The organism is Corynebacterium sp. SA-MJD20WY100 (assembly GCF_039822565.1).
In the GTDB taxonomy this organism is placed as follows: Bacteria; Actinomycetota; Actinomycetes; order Mycobacteriales; family Mycobacteriaceae; genus Corynebacterium; species Corynebacterium phoceense_A.
This window is the reverse complement of record NZ_JBCJKS010000003.1, coordinates 116400-132885: the sequence shown is the minus strand read 5'-3', so window position 1 is coordinate 132885 and position 16486 is coordinate 116400. Positions and strand designations below refer to the sequence as shown.

At 65.6% G+C, this 16486-nt stretch carries 13 protein-coding genes; 7 read left to right on the top strand and 6 right to left on the bottom strand.

Annotation, left to right across the window (positions count from 1 at the left end; translation table 11 throughout):
- Window positions 1–219: 219 nt before the first annotated feature.
- Complete coding sequence (locus ABJ196_RS02780; protein WP_347305125.1) at window positions 220–1872, bottom strand: L-lactate permease; 1653 nt, start codon at window positions 1870–1872, stop codon at window positions 220–222.
- A gap of 226 nt (window positions 1873–2098) precedes the next feature.
- Between ABJ196_RS02780 and argS the strand changes: the two genes are divergently transcribed.
- From argS to thrB, 4 genes are all read left to right on the top strand, one after another.
- Window positions 2099–3751, top strand: a complete 1653-nt coding sequence (gene argS / locus ABJ196_RS02775; protein ID WP_347305124.1) for an arginine--tRNA ligase — start codon at window positions 2099–2101, stop codon at window positions 3749–3751.
- Window positions 3752–5095, top strand: coding sequence for a diaminopimelate decarboxylase (lysA, locus tag ABJ196_RS02770; protein ID WP_347305123.1), 1344 nt, complete (start codon window positions 3752–3754; stop codon window positions 5093–5095).
- 183 nt (window positions 5096–5278) lie between these two features.
- Window positions 5279–6616: a homoserine dehydrogenase gene (locus ABJ196_RS02765; RefSeq protein ID WP_347305122.1), complete on the top strand. Its 1338-nt coding sequence runs from the start codon at window positions 5279–5281 to the stop codon at window positions 6614–6616.
- A 25-nt stretch (window positions 6617–6641) separates the two neighbouring features.
- A complete protein-coding gene (thrB, locus tag ABJ196_RS02760) occupies window positions 6642–7571 on the top strand; it encodes a homoserine kinase (protein ID WP_347305121.1) in 930 nt (309 codons plus the stop codon).
- A gap of 99 nt (window positions 7572–7670) precedes the next feature.
- Here the strand turns inward: thrB and ABJ196_RS02755 are convergent, their stop codons facing one another.
- The 4 genes from ABJ196_RS02755 to ABJ196_RS02740 form a co-directional block, all read right to left on the bottom strand.
- Window positions 7671–8420: a helix-turn-helix domain-containing protein gene (locus ABJ196_RS02755; protein ID WP_347305120.1), complete on the bottom strand. Its 750-nt coding sequence runs from the start codon at window positions 8418–8420 to the stop codon at window positions 7671–7673.
- Window positions 8421–8584: 164 nt separating this feature from the next.
- Complete coding sequence (locus tag ABJ196_RS02750; RefSeq protein ID WP_347305119.1) at window positions 8585–10420, bottom strand: ATP-binding cassette domain-containing protein; 1836 nt, start codon at window positions 10418–10420, stop codon at window positions 8585–8587.
- A gap of 27 nt (window positions 10421–10447) precedes the next feature.
- Entirely contained in the window at window positions 10448–11287 is an 840-nt protein-coding gene (gene modA / locus ABJ196_RS02745; RefSeq protein WP_347305118.1) for a molybdate ABC transporter substrate-binding protein, read from the bottom strand.
- 125 nt (window positions 11288–11412) lie between these two features.
- The gene (locus ABJ196_RS02740; RefSeq protein WP_066490781.1) at window positions 11413–11673 is read right to left on the bottom strand and encodes a DUF2249 domain-containing protein; all 261 of its coding nucleotides are present in this window, start codon (window positions 11671–11673) and stop codon (window positions 11413–11415) included.
- A gap of 64 nt (window positions 11674–11737) precedes the next feature.
- Between ABJ196_RS02740 and ABJ196_RS02735 the strand changes: the two genes are divergently transcribed.
- The 3 genes from ABJ196_RS02735 to ABJ196_RS02725 are packed head-to-tail and all read left to right on the top strand — an operon-like array spanning window position 11738 to window position 15487.
- Complete coding sequence (locus tag ABJ196_RS02735) at window positions 11738–12874, top strand: hypothetical protein (protein ID WP_347305117.1); 1137 nt, start codon at window positions 11738–11740, stop codon at window positions 12872–12874.
- A complete protein-coding gene (locus ABJ196_RS02730; RefSeq protein WP_257070712.1) occupies window positions 12831–14078 on the top strand; it encodes a beta-carotene 15,15'-monooxygenase in 1248 nt (415 codons plus the stop codon). The genes ABJ196_RS02735 and ABJ196_RS02730 overlap by 44 nt, the downstream gene beginning before the upstream one ends.
- A complete protein-coding gene (locus ABJ196_RS02725; protein ID WP_347305116.1) occupies window positions 14075–15487 on the top strand; it encodes a multicopper oxidase domain-containing protein in 1413 nt (470 codons plus the stop codon). The genes ABJ196_RS02730 and ABJ196_RS02725 overlap by 4 nt, the downstream gene beginning before the upstream one ends.
- Window positions 15488–15695: 208 nt before the next feature.
- On the opposite strand, the gene narI is transcribed toward ABJ196_RS02725, so the two are convergent.
- Entirely contained in the window at window positions 15696–16478 is a 783-nt protein-coding gene (gene narI / locus ABJ196_RS02720) for a respiratory nitrate reductase subunit gamma (RefSeq protein ID WP_066490788.1), read from the bottom strand.
- Between the last annotated feature and the right edge of the window lie 8 nt (window positions 16479–16486).

Sequence of the window (16486 nt, the reverse complement as noted above, 5' to 3'; positions counted from 1 at the left end):
CATTAGTGTTGCGGAATTCGCTACCTGCGCGGCCGCTGTCAAAAGACGGGCCGGGAAGCCGGATTCCCGAACGGGCGTGAGGATTTAATCACAAGAAAACGGGGGTAATCCAGGAGGGTAATCCATAGTATGGGCGTCTTGTAACCTCCAAGAACGCACAAAGCCCGCCCGCGCTGGCTTAAGGAAATCCAGCGTGGACGGGGCGTGAGGAAAGTGGTTTTAGGGAACCAGGAAGCCGAGCGCGTTCGTCATGAGGAAGACAATGACGCAGACCACCACGAGGAAGAGTGCGGAGTAGCCCACGACGGCCTTGAGGATCTTGGACTCCTGGCCTTCCATCTGGACGGCGGTCGCGGCGATGGCGAGCGACTGCGGGGAGATCATCTTGCCCACGACGCCGCCAGCGGTATTCGAGGCGAGCATGAGGTCCGGGTTTACGCCAATATTGTTGGCGGCGGTGACCTGGAGGTTGGCGAAGAGGGCGTTGGCGGAGGTATCCGAGCCCGTCACGGCGGTACCGACCCAGCCGAGGACAGGGGAGAAGAGGGCGAAGATGCCGCCGGCCGAGGCCACGAATTCGCCAATCGCGATGGTCTGGCCCGAGTAGTTCATGGTGTAGGCGAGTGCTAGGACCAGGATGATGGTGAGGGCCGACCATTTCATGCGGTTGGCCACGTCGCCAAACTTCGTGACGGGGTCCGAAGCCTTGAGCGTGTAGCGGCCGTTCTCGTTAAAGAACATGTAAATGACCGCCACGATGATGCCAGCAATAAGTAGCAGCGAGCCCGGGTTGCCCACGACGTTGAAGCTAAACGCGGTGTCCATGGGCTTGCCGTCCGTGGCGAGCACGGTACCATCGAGCAGCGGCCAGGCGAACTTCACCTTGAGGAAGCCGAAGAGAGCCGGCACGGCGGTGGCCAGGCCGAAGACGGCGGTGACGACGGCATAGGGAAGCAAGGCCATCCAGATGCGGGAGCCGGTGAGATCCGTGGAGGTCTCCTGCGCCGGCAGGCCCATGCGCTCACGCAGGGCGTCGACGTTCTTGGGCTTCCACACGCGCAGGAATGCAAACGCACAGCCCAGCGAGACGATGCAGGCGATGACGTTGGTGAGCTGGTAGGCAAAGAAATTCGCGGCGAGCCACTGCGCGATGGCAAAGGAGACGCCCACGACGCCAGCGGCCGGAGCAGCTTCCTTCACGCCGCGCCAGCCGTCAAGGATGAACAGAATGAAGAACGGCACGGCGGCCGCGATGAGGAAGACGATGGAAGAGATGAGGCCTGCGATGTCCGCGGTCTGTTCGACGGTGCGGCCGCCCACCTCACCGGCGGTGGTGACGGGAATGCCCACGGCGCCGAAGGCCACCGGAGCGGTGTTTGCGATGAGCACGACGGTGGCGGCTTTGAGCGGCTTGACGCCGAGCGCCAGAATCATCGTCGCGGTAATGGCGACCGGAGCACCGAAGCCAGCGAGGGCCTCGAGCAGGCCGCCAAAGCAGAAGGCGATGAGGATGGCTTGGATGCGGATATCGCCGTCGCCGAGAAGGTCGAAGGTCTTGCGCAGATCCTCAAAGCGTCCCGAGGCGACGGTGATCTCGTAGAACCAGATGGCGGTGACGATGACCCAGACGATGGGCAGCAGGCCAAAGAGCCCGCCGCGCACGGCGGAAGAGACGGCCATGCCGAAGGACATGTCGAAGCCGAAGATGGCGATGACAAGCGCCACGAGCAACGCGACGGCGCCAGAGGTGTGCGCGCGGGCCTTAATACCCAGCAGCATGATGAAGAATGCGACGAGCGGCAAGATGGACACCAGCGCGGTGAGCGCCGGCGAGCCAGCTATGGCGTCTGTCGTGATCTGAAAGGTGTTCATACGAACTCGCTTTCCCTAGGCAGAGCAGGACACGGTGGCCCTGCTCGATAGATAAAGAGGATGGGTTGGTCTCTCTTAGCCTAAACCGGGGTGGGCGATGTATTCCACATTTGCCCGATTTATGACATCTGCCTCACGCCAGACGGGGGCATCGGCGTGCAACCTGCTGCGGTCCAGCAGGGACTAATGGTGCCCCGGCCGTGCATGACCTATAGAATTTGTCCCTATGAATCCTGCAGATCTTTCCGTGTTCATTCGCGACACCGCCGCAACCGTCATGGCCGCGCACGATCTGGACGCCTCCGTCCTGCCCGAGTCCGTGACCGTCGAGCGCCCCCGCAACCCGGAACATGGCGACTACGCCACCAACCTCGCCCTTCAGGTCGCTAAGAAGGCCGGCGCCAACCCGCGCGAGCTTGCTACCTGGCTTGCCGATGCCCTCTCGGCCGACGCCGCCATCGACTCCGCCGAGGTCGCCGGTCCCGGCTTCCTCAATATCCGCTTGGCCGCCGCCGCGCAGGGTGCCATCGTCGCCCAGGTCCGCGAGGCTGGCGCTGCGTTCGGCTCCAACGAGGAATACGCGGGCAAGAAGATCAACCTCGAGTTCGTCTCCGCGAACCCTACCGGCCCCATCCACCTGGGCGGCACCCGCTGGGCCGCCGTGGGCGACTCCCTCGGCCGCGTGCTCGAGGCCTCCGGCGCCACCGTGACCCGCGAGTACTACTTCAACGATCATGGCCGCCAGATCGACCGCTTCTCCAACTCCCTCGTTGCCGCCGCAAAGGGTGAGCCGACCCCGGAGGATGGCTACGGCGGAGACTATATCCAGGAGATTGCCGCTAAGGTCATGGAGCAGGTCCCGGACGCTCTGGAGGGCACCGAGGACGAGATCCGTGAGAAGTTCCGCGCTTCCGGTGTGGAGATGATGTTCGCGCACATCAAGGACTCCCTCCACGAGTTCGGCGTCGACTTTGACGTCTACTTCCATGAGAACTCCCTCTTCGAGTCCGGCGCGGTGGAGAAGGCCGTCGCTCACCTCAAGGACAACGGCAAGCTCTACTTCGAGGACGGCGCCTGGTGGCTGAAATCCACCGACTACGGCGACGACAAGGACCGCGTGGTCATCAAATCCGACGGCGACGCCGCCTACATCGCGGGCGATATCGCCTACGTCGCGGATAAGTTTGACCGCGGCCACGACCTCGCCATCTACATGCTCGGCGCGGACCACCACGGCTACATCGCGCGCCTGCGCGCGGCCGCCGCGGCCATGGGCTACGACCCGAACCAGGTCGAGGTCCTCATTGGCCAGATGGTCAACCTGCTGCGCGATGGTGTCGCCGTGAAGATGTCCAAGCGCGCCGGCACCGTCATTACCCTCGATGACTTGGTCGAGGCCATCGGCGTCGACGGCGCTCGCTACTCGCTGGTGCGTTCCTCCGTCGACTCTTCGCTCGATATCGACCTGGGGCTGTGGACCTCGCAGTCCTCGGACAACCCGGTCTACTACGTGCAGTATGGCCACGCTCGTATCTGCTCCATCCTGCGCAAGGCGTCTGAGATCGGCGTGTCCGCAGAGGGCGCGGACCTCGCGCTGCTCACGCACGACAAGGAGGGTGACCTCATCCGTACCCTCGGCGAGTTCCCGGAGGTCGTTAAGGCCGCCGCGAACTTCCGCGAGCCGCACCGCATCGCGCGTTACGCTGAGGAGCTGGCCAGCGTCTTCCACCGTTTCTACGACCAGTGCCAGGTCCTGCCCAAGGCTGGCGAGGAAGCCGAGCCGATCCACTCCGCGCGCCTCGCGCTGGCCGATGCCGCCCGTCAGGTCCTCGCTAACGCCCTCACGATGGTGGGCGTGTCCACTCCGGAGAAGATGTAAGTGAGCACGTCCGACTTCAACACGCTGCCGGCGCACGTGTGGCCGCGCAACGCCCGCCGCGAAGAAGACGGCGTCGTCACCATTGCCGGCGTCCCGCTGCCGGAGCTCGCCGAGCAGTTCGGCACGCCGCTCTACGTCTTCGACGAAGACGACTTCCGTGCGCGCTGCCGTGAGATGGCGGACGCCTTCGGCGGCCCGGACCACATCCACTACGCGTCCAAGGCGTTTATCACCAAGCGTGTGGTCAATTGGGTCAACGAGGAAGGCCTGTGCCTTGACGTTGCTTCGCTCAACGAGTGCAAGATCGCGCTCGCCGCGAACTTCCCGCCGTCGCGCATGACCGCGCACGGCAATAACAAGGAGACGGAGTACCTCGAGCTCTGCGTCGACAACGGCGTGGCGCACGTCGTGCTGGACAACGAGGGCGAGCTGGCACAGCTCAACGAGATTGCCGCCGCGGCGGGTCGCGTCCAGAACGTCATGATCCGCGTGAAGCCCGGCGTCGACGCCCACACGCACGAGTTCATCGCCACCTCGCACGAGGACCAGAAGTTTGGAATCTCGCTCGCCACCGGCGCCGCCTTCGAGGCAGCCCGCGCGTGCCTCGAGGCTTCCAACCTCAACCTCGTGGGCTTGCACTGCCACGTCGGATCATCCGTCTTCAACGCGGAGGGCTTCAAACTTGCCGCCGAGCGCGTGCTCTCGCTCTACAAGCGCATCCACACTGAGCTCGGCGTCGCCTTGCCCGAGCTCGACCTGGGCGGCGGTTTCGGTATTCCGTATATGGAATACGAGCAAGCCCTCGACGTCGCGTCGCTCGCCGCGGATCTGCTGGCCGCCGTCGACCGCACGGCCCAGGAGCTGGGCATCGCCGCGCCTTTTGTCCTCGTCGAGCCCGGCCGCTCCCTCGTGGGTGCCTCCGCGGTGACGCTCTACCGCGTCGGTACCGTCAAGGACGTGGAAACCGGCAAGGCCGAGCTGCCTATCCGCCGCTACCTGTCCGTTGACGGCGGCATGTCGGACAATATCCGCCCGGCTCTCTACGGCTCCGAGTACGACGTGCGCCTCGTCGGCCGCGAGACCGAGGCCACGCCCGTCGACTCCCGCGTCGTGGGCTTCCACTGCGAGTCCGGCGATATTCTCATCGACGAGCGCAAGCTCCCCGGCGACATCACGACGGGCGACCTCGTCGCTTTTGCTACGACGGGCGCGTACCAGTACATGATGTCCTCGCGTTACAACGGGGCCCTGCGCCCAGCCGTCGTGTCCGTGCGCAACGGCGACGCCAGCCTCATGCTGCGCCGCGAAACCGTCGCGGATCTGCTTGCTCTCGAGGCCGACTAAAGCCCGCCGCACGCACTTTTATTCACGCACCGCGGTCTGGAATTCCCAGGCCAGCGGAGCGTCGTGCGTTTTCACCTACTGATTTGCCACCCATCGGCGGGGGACTAGTGCGCGAGTAGACCGAGGGGTCTGTATTATGAGCGGAAGTAATTATTACACCCACTATTTTCAAGGGGACACCTCATGGCGAATAACCAGGCAGCAACCACCTATGGCCACGGCAAGGGTATCGGCGCGACCGTCGGCATCGCGCTGTTGGGTATGGGTACCGTTGGTGCCGAGGTGTTCCGACTCATCAACGACAATGCCAACGACTTTGAGCAGCGCATCGGCGGCCCCGTCGCCGTTCGCGGCATCGCCGTATCGGACACCTCCAAGGAGCGCCCGGGCGTTCCTGCGGAGCTGCTGACCACGGATGCTCACGCACTCATCAACCGCGACGACGTCGATGTCGTCGTCGAGGTCATCGGTGGCATCGACTACCCGCGCGAGCTCGTCCTCGCTGCGCTCAACGCCGGCAAGTCCGTCGTGACCGCCAACAAGGCGCTTGTCGCCGCGCACGCGGATGAGCTCGCCGCCGCCGCTAACGCCGCGGGCGTCGACCTCTTCTTCGAGGCTGCCGTCGCCGCCGCCATCCCGGTCGTGGGCATGCTGCGCCGCTCGCTGGCGGGCGACAAGATCCAGCGCATCTCCGGCATCGTCAACGGCACCACGAACTTCATCCTCGACGCGATGGAGACCACCGGTGCCTCCTACGAGGACGCGCTCGCCGAGGCCACCCGCCTGGGCTACGCCGAGGCCGACCCCACCGCCGACGTCGAGGGGCATGACGCCGCCTCCAAGGCAGCCATCCTCGCCTCCCTCGGCTTCTACACGCGCGTGACGTTCGACGACGTCTACTGCGAGGGCATCACCAAGATCACCGCCGAGGACATCGAAGCCGCCGACCGGGCTGGCTACTCCATCAAGCTCCTTGCCATCTGCGAGCGTCTCACCGCTGCGGACGGCACCGAGTCCGTCAACGCCCGCGTCCACCCGACCCTCGTGCCGAAGGACCACCCGCTGGCGTCGGTCAACAAGTCCTACAACGCGATCTTCGTCGAGGCCGAGGCCGCAGGCTCCCTCATGTTCTACGGCAACGGTGCGGGCGGTAACCCGACCGCCTCGGCCGTCCTCGGTGACCTCGTCGGTGCCTCGCGCAACAAGGTCCACGGCGGCCGCGCTCCGGAGGACAACACCTACGCGCACCTGCCCATCGCCGCCTTCGGCGAGGTTGAGACTCGCTACCACATCGACATGGAGGTCGCGGACCGCACCGGCGTGCTCGCGGCTATCTCCAACGTCTTCGCCGAGTTCGGCGTCTCGCTGCGTACCGTGCGCCAGGAAGACCGCGGCAAGACCGCCCGCCTCATCGTCGTCACGCACGCTGCGCGCGAATCTGTCCTCGAGGACATTGTCGAGCACCTCTCTGGCCTTGACGACGTCCACGCGGTCAACTCCGTGATCCGCCTCGACAACTAAGTCCGCTCGACTAAGGTAATTCTTCATGAGCATTGACATTGAAGTCGGCACGACCGCCACGGTGAAGGTTCCGGCCTCCTCGGCGAACCTGGGCCCCGGTTACGACACCCTCGGCATTGCGCTGAGCCTCTACGACACCGTCGAGGTCGAGGTCACTGCCTCCGGCCTCGAGGTGGAGATCTTCGGCGAGGGCGCGGACGAGCTTCCGCACGATGGCTCCCACCTCGTGGTTAAGGCCATCCGTGCGGCGCTCACCGCCGCGGACGCGCACGCCCCGGGCCTGCGCGTGGTCTGCCACAACACCATCCCGCAGTCGCGGGGTCTTGGCTCCTCGGCCTCCGCCGCCGTCGCGGGCGTCGCCGCCGGCAACGGCCTGGCGGGCTCACCGCTCACCACTGAGCAGCTGGTGCAGCTCTCTGCAGCTTTCGAGGGCCATCCGGATAACTCGTCTGCGTCTGCCCTTGGCCAGGCCGTCGTCTCGTGGACCACCGTCCCCGTCGACGGCCGCACTGCGCCGGAGTACAAGGCCGCAACCCTTGACGTTCACCCGGACATCAAGGTCACTGCGCTCATCCCGGACTTCCACGCGTCGACGCAGGCTGTGCGCCGCGTGCTGCCGTCGCACGTCACGCATTCCGATGCCGCCTTCAACGTGTCGCGTACCGCCGTTCAGGTCGCAGCGCTTCAGCACTACCCGGAGCTGCTCTGGGAAGGCACGCGCGACCGCCTGCACCAGCCGTACCGTTCGGACGTCCTGCCGGTGACCGCAGAGTGGGTCAACCGCCTGCGCAACCGCGGTTACGCCGCGTACCTCTCCGGCGCGGGCCCGACCTGTGCGGTCCTGCACACTGAGCCTATCGATGCCGCCATTCTCGACGACGCCCGCGCCGCTGGCCTGCGCGTCCTCGAGCTCGAGGTCGCAGGCCCCGTCGAGGTCACCGTCTCCCGGGCCTAGACACCGGACAGAGACGCACGACAAAAGCTCCCCTTGCCAACGGCAAGGGGAGCTGTCGTCGTGGGGCGCGAGCCGCAGCACGCCGCTCGGGCTTTAGTCTTACGCTGCGCTGCCTGCAGTCGTCATCGCAGGCTCAGCAGCGGCGGGCTCAGCCGCCTCAACGCGCTCGATGTGAACCTGGCAGATGCGGTTTCCGGACTTCGGAATGAGCTTGAGGTGCAGGCGTCCCTTGAGGTCGCGGCGCGAGAGCTCATCGAGGTAGCCGTCGTGGACTGCACACACGAAGGGAGAGGGATGGACGCCCGCCGCGACGAACGGGCAGGCATGCAGCTCCATCGCGGAGACGCCGGTGGAATTAAGTTCCTGGGCGTCGATGGTGGGATCGAAGCCCATGTCGCGCATCTTGCGGTAGAGCGGGGAGAGCGGATCGTCACCGTCGCGCCCGCAGTCTGTCATGGTCTGTGCCCACCGGCGGCCAATCTCGCGGGCCTGCTCGGACTGGAAATCGTCAAGGCTGTCTTTGTCCGCGAGCATCTCCGCCATGAGGCTGATGAGCGCGACGTATTCCTCGGCGATGGAGCGGTTGTCCGGAATGCGCACCTGGAAGATGAGCGACGGTCGTCCGCGGCCTTTGGCGGGCGCGGTAATCACACGCACGGCACCAGCGGCGACGAGTTCGTCGAGGTGGCCGCGGGCGGTGTTGACATGCATGTCGAGCTCGTCTGCGATCTCCGCGGCGCGTGCGCCTTGCGGGAAATCTTGCAGCGTGGTGAGAACTTCGCGCTGCTTAGGAGACAGGCGCAGGGCCTCGGGAAAGAGCTCAGTGGATGAGCGCGGCGTAGAAGGCATACTCACATCCTTGATGACAAGCGCTTGAACAGAGCGCGAAAACGTTCACTCGAAGAGATAACAGCTTTGAGATTACTCCGCGTGGAGCGGCGTACCCATTCTTCTGCGATGTTGTAATAAACATCACGAACCCCGTAAATAATACACCACCCCGAAAGTCAAGGCTACGACGTTGCAGCGTAGATCTTGAGCTCTGAGGCCGGAATTTGGCAGCGCACGCTCATGCCCGGAGTAAGAGCATCCGCGGTGGCGGCATCGATGGGCACGTCCACGACGCCCGCGCCGAGGTCGACGCTCGCCGTCGCATCCGCCAGCGTCGTCGCCGTGACCGCGATGACCTTGCCCGCCAGGCCGTCGTCTGAGTCCACGATGTTGGCCGCCGTCGGTCGGAACGTGGCCAACGCGGCGGCGCCTTCCGGCAGGCCATCGGTGTCGACGCGCAGTCGCGTGCCAGCGCACACGACCTCGTCGGTGCTGGTGACCGTCACACGGAGCATCCCGAGTCCCGCCAGTCCCGCGACGAACGGCGTGGGCGGCGTGCGCAGCAGCGTGTCCGTGGGGCCCGCGGTGACAACCTGGCCGCCCTCGAGTACGGCCGCGAAGGAGGAGAGTCCCGCGACGTCGAGCGCGTTGTGAGTGACCATGAGTGTCGTACGGTCGTGCGCGGTGGCATGGAGAAAGCGGCGCCACCGCGCGGCTGAGGCGACGTCCACGGCGGCGAGTGGCTCGTCAAGGATGAGCACCGCCGGACGCGCAGCGAGCGCGCGGACCAGGGCGACCTGCGCGGCCTGGCCGCCGGAGAGCGTGGGCACGCGGGCGTCGGCGACATCGGCGAGTCCGGCGGCATCGAGCATCTGTGCTGCCTTCTCGCGGCCGACGACCATAGCGACGGCTCCCAACGCCGTCGTCGTGGGCGGCAGGCCCGGCCGCTGCGTGAGCATGACCACGCGTCCGCCGCCAGCGTCCACTGTGACGTCCGCGCGCACGCGGCCGGCGATGATATTCATGAGCGTCGTCTTACCGGCGCCGTTTTCGCCGATGATGGCGGAGATCGTGCCGGCCGGGAAGACCGTCGTGTGGTCGCCGTGGGACACCGTGACCGCGGCCGCTGAGTCCGGTGCGGTGAGCTCGCGCAGGCGCGCGGAATCGAGACACCCCAGCTCGCGGGCGCGCTGGCGCGGAGTCTTGCGGACCAGCGTCGGCAGGCCAGCCACCGCGAGCGAGACGATGGCGAGCGCGATGAGGATGGCTGAGAGCACGTAGGCGTTTTCGGTGCTTACTTCGCGCTCGAGGTAGATGCCCAGCGGCATCGTGCGCGTAATTCCAGGCATGGAACCGGCGAAGGTGATGGTCGTACCGAACTCACCCAGGGACCGTGCGAAGGCGAGCGCGGCGCCCGTGAGGATGGCTGGGGCCGTCATGGGTGCGGTGATTTTGCCCAGAATCTGCCACTGCGTGAGCCCAATGCCGCGCGCCGAGGCGAGGATCTCCCCGTCGATTTGGCGCAGTGCCGTGTCGACGGCGACCACAACGAAAGGCAGCGCGACAAAGATATGCGCCAACACGACGCCGGAGAAGTCGAAGGCGAATTGGATGCCGAGGGCGTCGAGTATCGGGGCGAGCAGTCCGCGGCGCCCGAAAGCTGCGGTCAACGCGAGGCCTGCGACGACCGGAGGCATGGCCAGTGGAACGTAGACAAGCAGGCGCACGATGGATGCGCCGCGGCGTAGGTTGTGCAGCCATACGGCCAGCCCCACACCGAGTGCTACCGCGATGACTGTTGCTTGTGCGGCTGCCGCGAGCGTGATGATGAGCATCTCGCGGGTCTCGGCACGCGCGGCAATCTCGACGAAGCGTCCCCACGGCACGCGCAGGCCCAAGGCGATGATGGGCCCTACGATATACGCCACTGCCGCGATACCCAGCACGGTGAAGACGACCGGTGTCGTTACTGGAGCGCGGCGCAGGCGAAGCGGGGATTCGAGGTCAGTGGCGTTCATGTAAACAGCAGGTGGGGTATCCGGGAACTAATCAGCCGGGGTGAAACCGAACTCCGTCCACGTGGAATCGAAGTCATCGGCGAGCGTATTCAACAGCTTAGTCGCCGCGTTCTTGTGCTCGGAATCCTTGACGGTGGCGCCCAGGATGGAGTTGGTGAACTTCTCGGCTCCCGGAATCTCGATGACCTCGACGGCATCACCGGCGGCTGCGGCGTCCGTGGAGTAGACCCAGCCTGCGTCGGCCTCGCCGGAGGTGACCTTGCCCAGCACGTCCGCGACCTGGCTCTCGAGCGAGTCTGCCTTGAGGTCGAGGTCCTTGTCGTCCATGATCTTCGTCGAGACGTCGCCGCACGGCACGGTGGGGTCGCAGAGCACGAAGGTCGTGTCCTCGGTCAGGTCATCAAGGGACGTGATTCCCGCCGGGTTGCCCTTGGGCACGACCATGACCATGACGTTTTCGGCTAGCGTCTGCGGCTCGTCTACGGTGCCGTCCGCGACCGCTTGGTCCATCGTCTTCTTCGATGCCGTGAGCAACAGGTCCGCCGGAGCGCCCTCCTTGATCTGCTGGACGAGCGCAGCCGAACCACCGTTGTTGAAGGTGAGCGTGGCCGGGATGTCTGCCGCGGCCTTCTCCATGGCCTCGTTGAGGACGCGCGTCGAGGACGCGGCGAAGAGAGCCAGCTGCACGGATTCGGCGGCATCGGAAGCCGGGGTGTTAGAGGCCCCGGAATTATCGGACGACGCAGACGCGACTGTGTCGGCCGAGCCGGTGCTCGAGTCCTTCTGCTGAGTCGGGGAGCAGGCGCTCAAGGTGACGGCGGTGGCAGAGGCTGCAAGGACGGCGAGAAGCGGACGGATAAGACGCATGAGTGAACTTTCTGCAGAGGCGAGTAATGGGTTCAAGTTTAGTGGGTGCAAATACAAATATCTGATGAAAAACGCACCATCGCCCCGCACTGTGGGGCGGGGCGATGGTGCGAAGGCAGAGGAGTTTACGCGGTGCGCGTGAACTTGATGTGCACCTCCTGCGGCTCCTTCTTGAGGTACTCGAGCTCGAAGTCCTCCTCGCGGGCCTCGATCTCGCGCAGCAGCGGGATTGGGTCATGCGGGGCGACGAGCACCATGGACTCACCCACGTTGAGGGTGCCCAGCGCACCATGAATGGCGCCGTGGCGCACGGCGTGCGGAATCGTGGTGGCGTCGAGGGTCGGGATGTCGTTGCCCTTGTGGGCGTCAGAGATGGGCAGCTGCATGGCTGTGGTCCTTTCGGTTGATATTCGCTTTTATCTTAGGCTCAATATTAGTACGATAAAAGTCGTGAAAAATAATCGAGCCACGCAGAACGTCGCGCACCGGATGGCGTTCCTTGCCGTCGCGGGCGCGTCGCTCCTCGTCGGTCTCGCCGCCGGCGCCTCGTTGCTCGGCTTTACGTGGGGGCCTGCGGGTGCGGCGGCCTCCATCGCGCGCGACCATGGGCCGCTTATGGTCTTTGGCTTCGTGGGCGGCGCCATCGGCCTGGAGCGCGCCGTCGCCGTGCGCACGTCCTGGGCGTGGGCGGGACCGGCGTTCCACGTCCTGGGCGTCGTGACGTTGCTCGCGGGCCTGCCGCGTGCCGTGCCCGCAGCCGCCTTTGCCGCTTCGTTCCTCGTCCTCGGCGCGATATACACCGAGATTTACCGCCACCGTCAGCCCATGCTCGCCGTGCTCGTGCAGGCCGTCGGCGTGCTCGGCGGAGTCTCCGCGGCCGTCCAGTGGGCCACCACCGGCGGATTCGCCGCCGCGATGCCGCTCGCGGTGCTCTACGCCGTGGCGACCATCCTGGGTGAACGCATGGAGCTCGCGCGGCTTACCATGTCCGGCGCCCGCGCCGGAGGTTCGCTCGCCGCACTCGTGTTGGCACTCGCCGCCGCGGCGGTGCTCTTCCTCGCCAACCCGGCCATTGGCTACCGCGTCATGGGGCTCACCCTCGTCGCGTGTGCGGCCCGCGCGGCCCAGCTCGACGTCGCGAAGAACCTCGTGCGGTCCACCGGCCTGCCGCGCTATACGGCCATCGCGATGCTCGCCGGCTACGGCTGGCTCGCCCTTGGCGGCGTGTTCTGGCTGGCCTTCGGACCGGACGTGACGGGCTTTGCCTACGATGCATCCATCCACGCGGTCTTCCTGGGCTTCGTCATCTCCATGATCTTCGCCCACGCGCCGACCATTTTGACCTCCGTCATCCGGCGCAAGCTCCCGTACCACCCGGCGCTCTACGTGCCGCTCATCGTGTTGCACCTGGGGTTGGCCCTGCGCATCTACGCGGATCTGCGCCAGTACACCGGGGCCTATCAATCGGGCGGGCTCGCGACCATCCTCGCGGTGCTCGTGTTCTTAGTTACCGGCATAATTCTTACCTGGAAGGAGGCGCGTCATGGAGATAGGACTCGGCCCCAGCGCACCGCAACCACGGCTTAAAGCGCAGGCCGCGCCGTTGAGCGACGTCTCGCTCGCAGGCCGCCGCCGCTGGCACACGCTGGCCTTCGCGGTCATCGCGCTGTGGATTTTTATTGGCATGGGCTACGTCATCGCCCGCCAATTCGGCGCACCTGTCATCTGGTGGGAGCTCATCCACCCGTTTACCATCGGCGCGCTCACCACGGCGATCATCGTCTATTCCACGCACTTCGCCGAGGCGCTCACCCGCACCGCGACACAGAATTACCGCGCCGTTGCCGCGCGCGTGGCGCTCGTCCAGGTGGGACTCCTCTTCCTACTCATCGACCGCGCGGGCTATGACTGGGGCCCGCTTGCCGATGCCGCCTCGCTCCTCATCATTGCCTCCCTCGCGTGGCACATCTGGGCCATCGCGCGCGCTCTGCGCGGTTCGCTCGCCGGGTCCTTCGCCGTCACCGTGCCCTTTTACATCGCAGCCGCCGCCTTCATGATCGTCGCCGTCGTCTGCGCCGTGCTCGCCGGGCGGGGAGTGGGCAACTATTCCTCGCTCATCGCGGCCCACCAACGCGCGGCGGTCTGGGGCTTTGCCTTGCTCACCATCGTCGGCACCGTGGTGACGCTGCTGCCCACCCTCTCCAACACGAAGATTTCGCCCACCGCCCGCGCCCGCTGCCTGCGTGCGCTCACGGTGCATTGCAGTGGGCTTTCGGCCGCCGTCGTGTGCTACGCGCTCGGCCTGCCCTTGCCCGCGGGCATTGCGCAGCTGCTCACTGTGCTCGCCAGTGCGCTCGTAATCGCGTCGGTCGTGTCGGGCGTGCTGGGCGGGGCGCCGCAGGTGACGGCGGCATCGGCAAGCGTGCTGGCCGGAGTGTTCTGGATGGTGGCGCTCAATGCTGCCGATGCCGCCTCAGTCCTGGCCGGAGCCTTCCCCCGGGCCGTCACCCTCGTGCTCATGCCAGCCTTCGTGGGCGGCGGGCTGCTCCAGCTCGTTACGGGCGTGCTCACGCACCTGCTGCCCACGCTGCGCGGTGGTGGGCGTGAGGCCGTTTACGAAGGGCGTCGACGCGGCACGTTCGCGGCGCCCGCGCGTGTGGTGCTGGTCAACCTCGGCGCGCTCATTACGCTTACCGGCCCAGCACTGGCCGGGATTATCATGATGGGGTTAGGCCTCATCGGTCACGTGGCGGCTATCTGCTGGTCGCTGAAAGTTAGGAAGTCCGCATGACGAATCTTATGTCCCCGCAACCCTCCCAACCGTCCCAGCCGTCTCAACCGGCGAAGTCGAACGCCAACGGCTGGGCCGCCTGGCTGCTCATTGGCCTCGCCATCGCGGCCGTGGTCGTGCTCGCCGTGGTGAACACGACGGCAACGAACAAGGCCTCATCGCCGGCGGCTCCGGTCGCGGCATCTGGAGACGATGTCGTTGTCGATGTCACCGTGGACGGCATGGCCTTCGTGCCGAATTCCGTGGACGTGCCCGCGGGCTCGCGCCTCATCGTGAACTTTACGAACACCGGCGACAAGGTCCACGACTTGAAGATCGGCGATAACGAGACCGGCCGCATCGAGCCGGGCAAGTCCGCGCAGCTCGACGCGGGCGTCATCACGGAGGACATCAAGGGCATCTGCACGATTGCTGGCCACGAGATGCAGGGCATGACGTTCATGGTGCATGCGACGGGTGCGAACTCCGAAGCCTCATCTGGTGAGCACAACCATGCCGTCGCCGGTGCCTCCAACCCGTTTGTCACCGTGCCGTCGGCTGCGGACCGCACGAAGAAGCGCGACGATTTCGAGGCGCGCGACGCCGCTCTGGCACCGTCGACGGGCACGGTCCACGAGGAGACGTGGGAGATGACCGAGGAAGTCCGCGAGGTCGCGCCGGGCGTGAAACAAGTGCAGTGGCTCTTTAACGGCCAAGCCCCGGGTCCGACGCTTCACGGTAAGGTGGGTGACACGTTCAAGATCACGCTTGTCAACAACGGCACCATGGGCCATTCCGTCGACTTCCACGCCGGCGAGGTCAACCCCGACACCACCATGGCGACCATCGAGCCCGGCGAGGAGCTCACCTACGAGTTCACCGCCAACCGCTCGGGAATCTGGATGTATCACTGCTCGACCGACCCGATGAGCCTCCACATCGCCAACGGCATGATGGGCGCGGTCATCATCGACCCGGTCGGCGACGATGCCCTGAGCGACGTTGACGGCGAGTACACGTTCGTGGCCTCCGACGTCTTCCTCGGCGACCAAGCCATCGGTGCCAACCCCGACCGCGTCGCGAACGGTGACTTCGACCTCATGGCGTTTAACGGCTACCCCAACCAGTACGACCTCGAGCCGCTGCACGCCAAGGTCGGCGAGACCGTCCGCCTGTGGGTCCTTAACGTCGGCCCGGACCAGCCGCTGAGCTTCCACGTCGTGGGCGAGCAGTTTGACACCGTCTACAAGGAGGGCACGTACCTCATCCGCGACGAGAAGCAGACAGGCTCGCAGGCCCTCGATCTCCTGCCTGCGCAAGGCGGCTTCGTGGAGATGACCTTCAACGAGCCCGGCACGTACAGCTTCGTCAACCACATCATGACGAACGCCGAGAAGGGCCAGCACGGCAAGATCATCGTCACTGAGTAGACCGCAGCCACCTGGCACCCGAGACACCGCGCCCCGGTTCGAGGCGCGGTGTCTTTGTGTCTCCCCGTCACGGGGCGGAATTTTTGGTCGACGAAGGTTCTCAAAACCGACGAATCCGGAGGCTTAGGCGGCGAAAAATGACACGGGGATAGGGAAACGCCCGCGCTCCTGTGCGAGGAGAGCGGGCGTTGGTGGGGCAGGGCGCCGGTTAGGCACCGTGCGAAGGTGTCTCGGACTTGTCGAGCTGGGAGTGGTGGTTGCGCACCGGCTCCCAGGCGACGTGGCGGCGCATGTCCGTCGCGCGGGAATCGCGGGAGCGGTAGACCACATACGGGCGCGTGACGTAGCCGACCGGCGCGGAGAACGCGTGGACCAGGCGGGTGTACGGCCACACGGCGATGATGGTGAAGCCAGCGAGGACGTGGAGCTTGAACTGCCAGGGGACGTCAACCATCGTCTCCGGGTGGATATTGAACACGATGAGGTCGCGCAGCCACGGCGAGATGGTCTCACGGTAGTCGTAGCCTTGCGGGCCGCCGAAGACCTGGGTGGAGAACGTCGCGATGGTGCCCGAGAGCAGCGCCAGGCCCAGGAAGACGTACATCACCTTGTCCGACTTCGAGGTGGACAGGAAGACGGAGCGGTTGACAATGCGGCGGTAGAGCAGGCCACAGAAGCCGAGGACCACGGCGACGGCAGCGATGGAGCCGGGGATCGTCGCGATGAGATGGTAGGCGTGGTCAGAAATGCCCACGGCACGGGTCCAGGACTTGGGCATTGCCAGGCCCATGAGGTGGCCGATGACGACGAAGACCATGCCCCAGTGGAAGAGCGGGGAGGACAGACGCAGCAGCTTGGATTCGTAAATCTGGGACGAGTGCGTGGTCCAGCCGAACTGGTCGGTGCGCCAGCGCCAGAAGATGCCCACGAAGAAGGCGGCGATAGCGAGCCACGGGAACGCACCCCAGAGGAAGTTATTGAAATGTTCCATGGTGGATC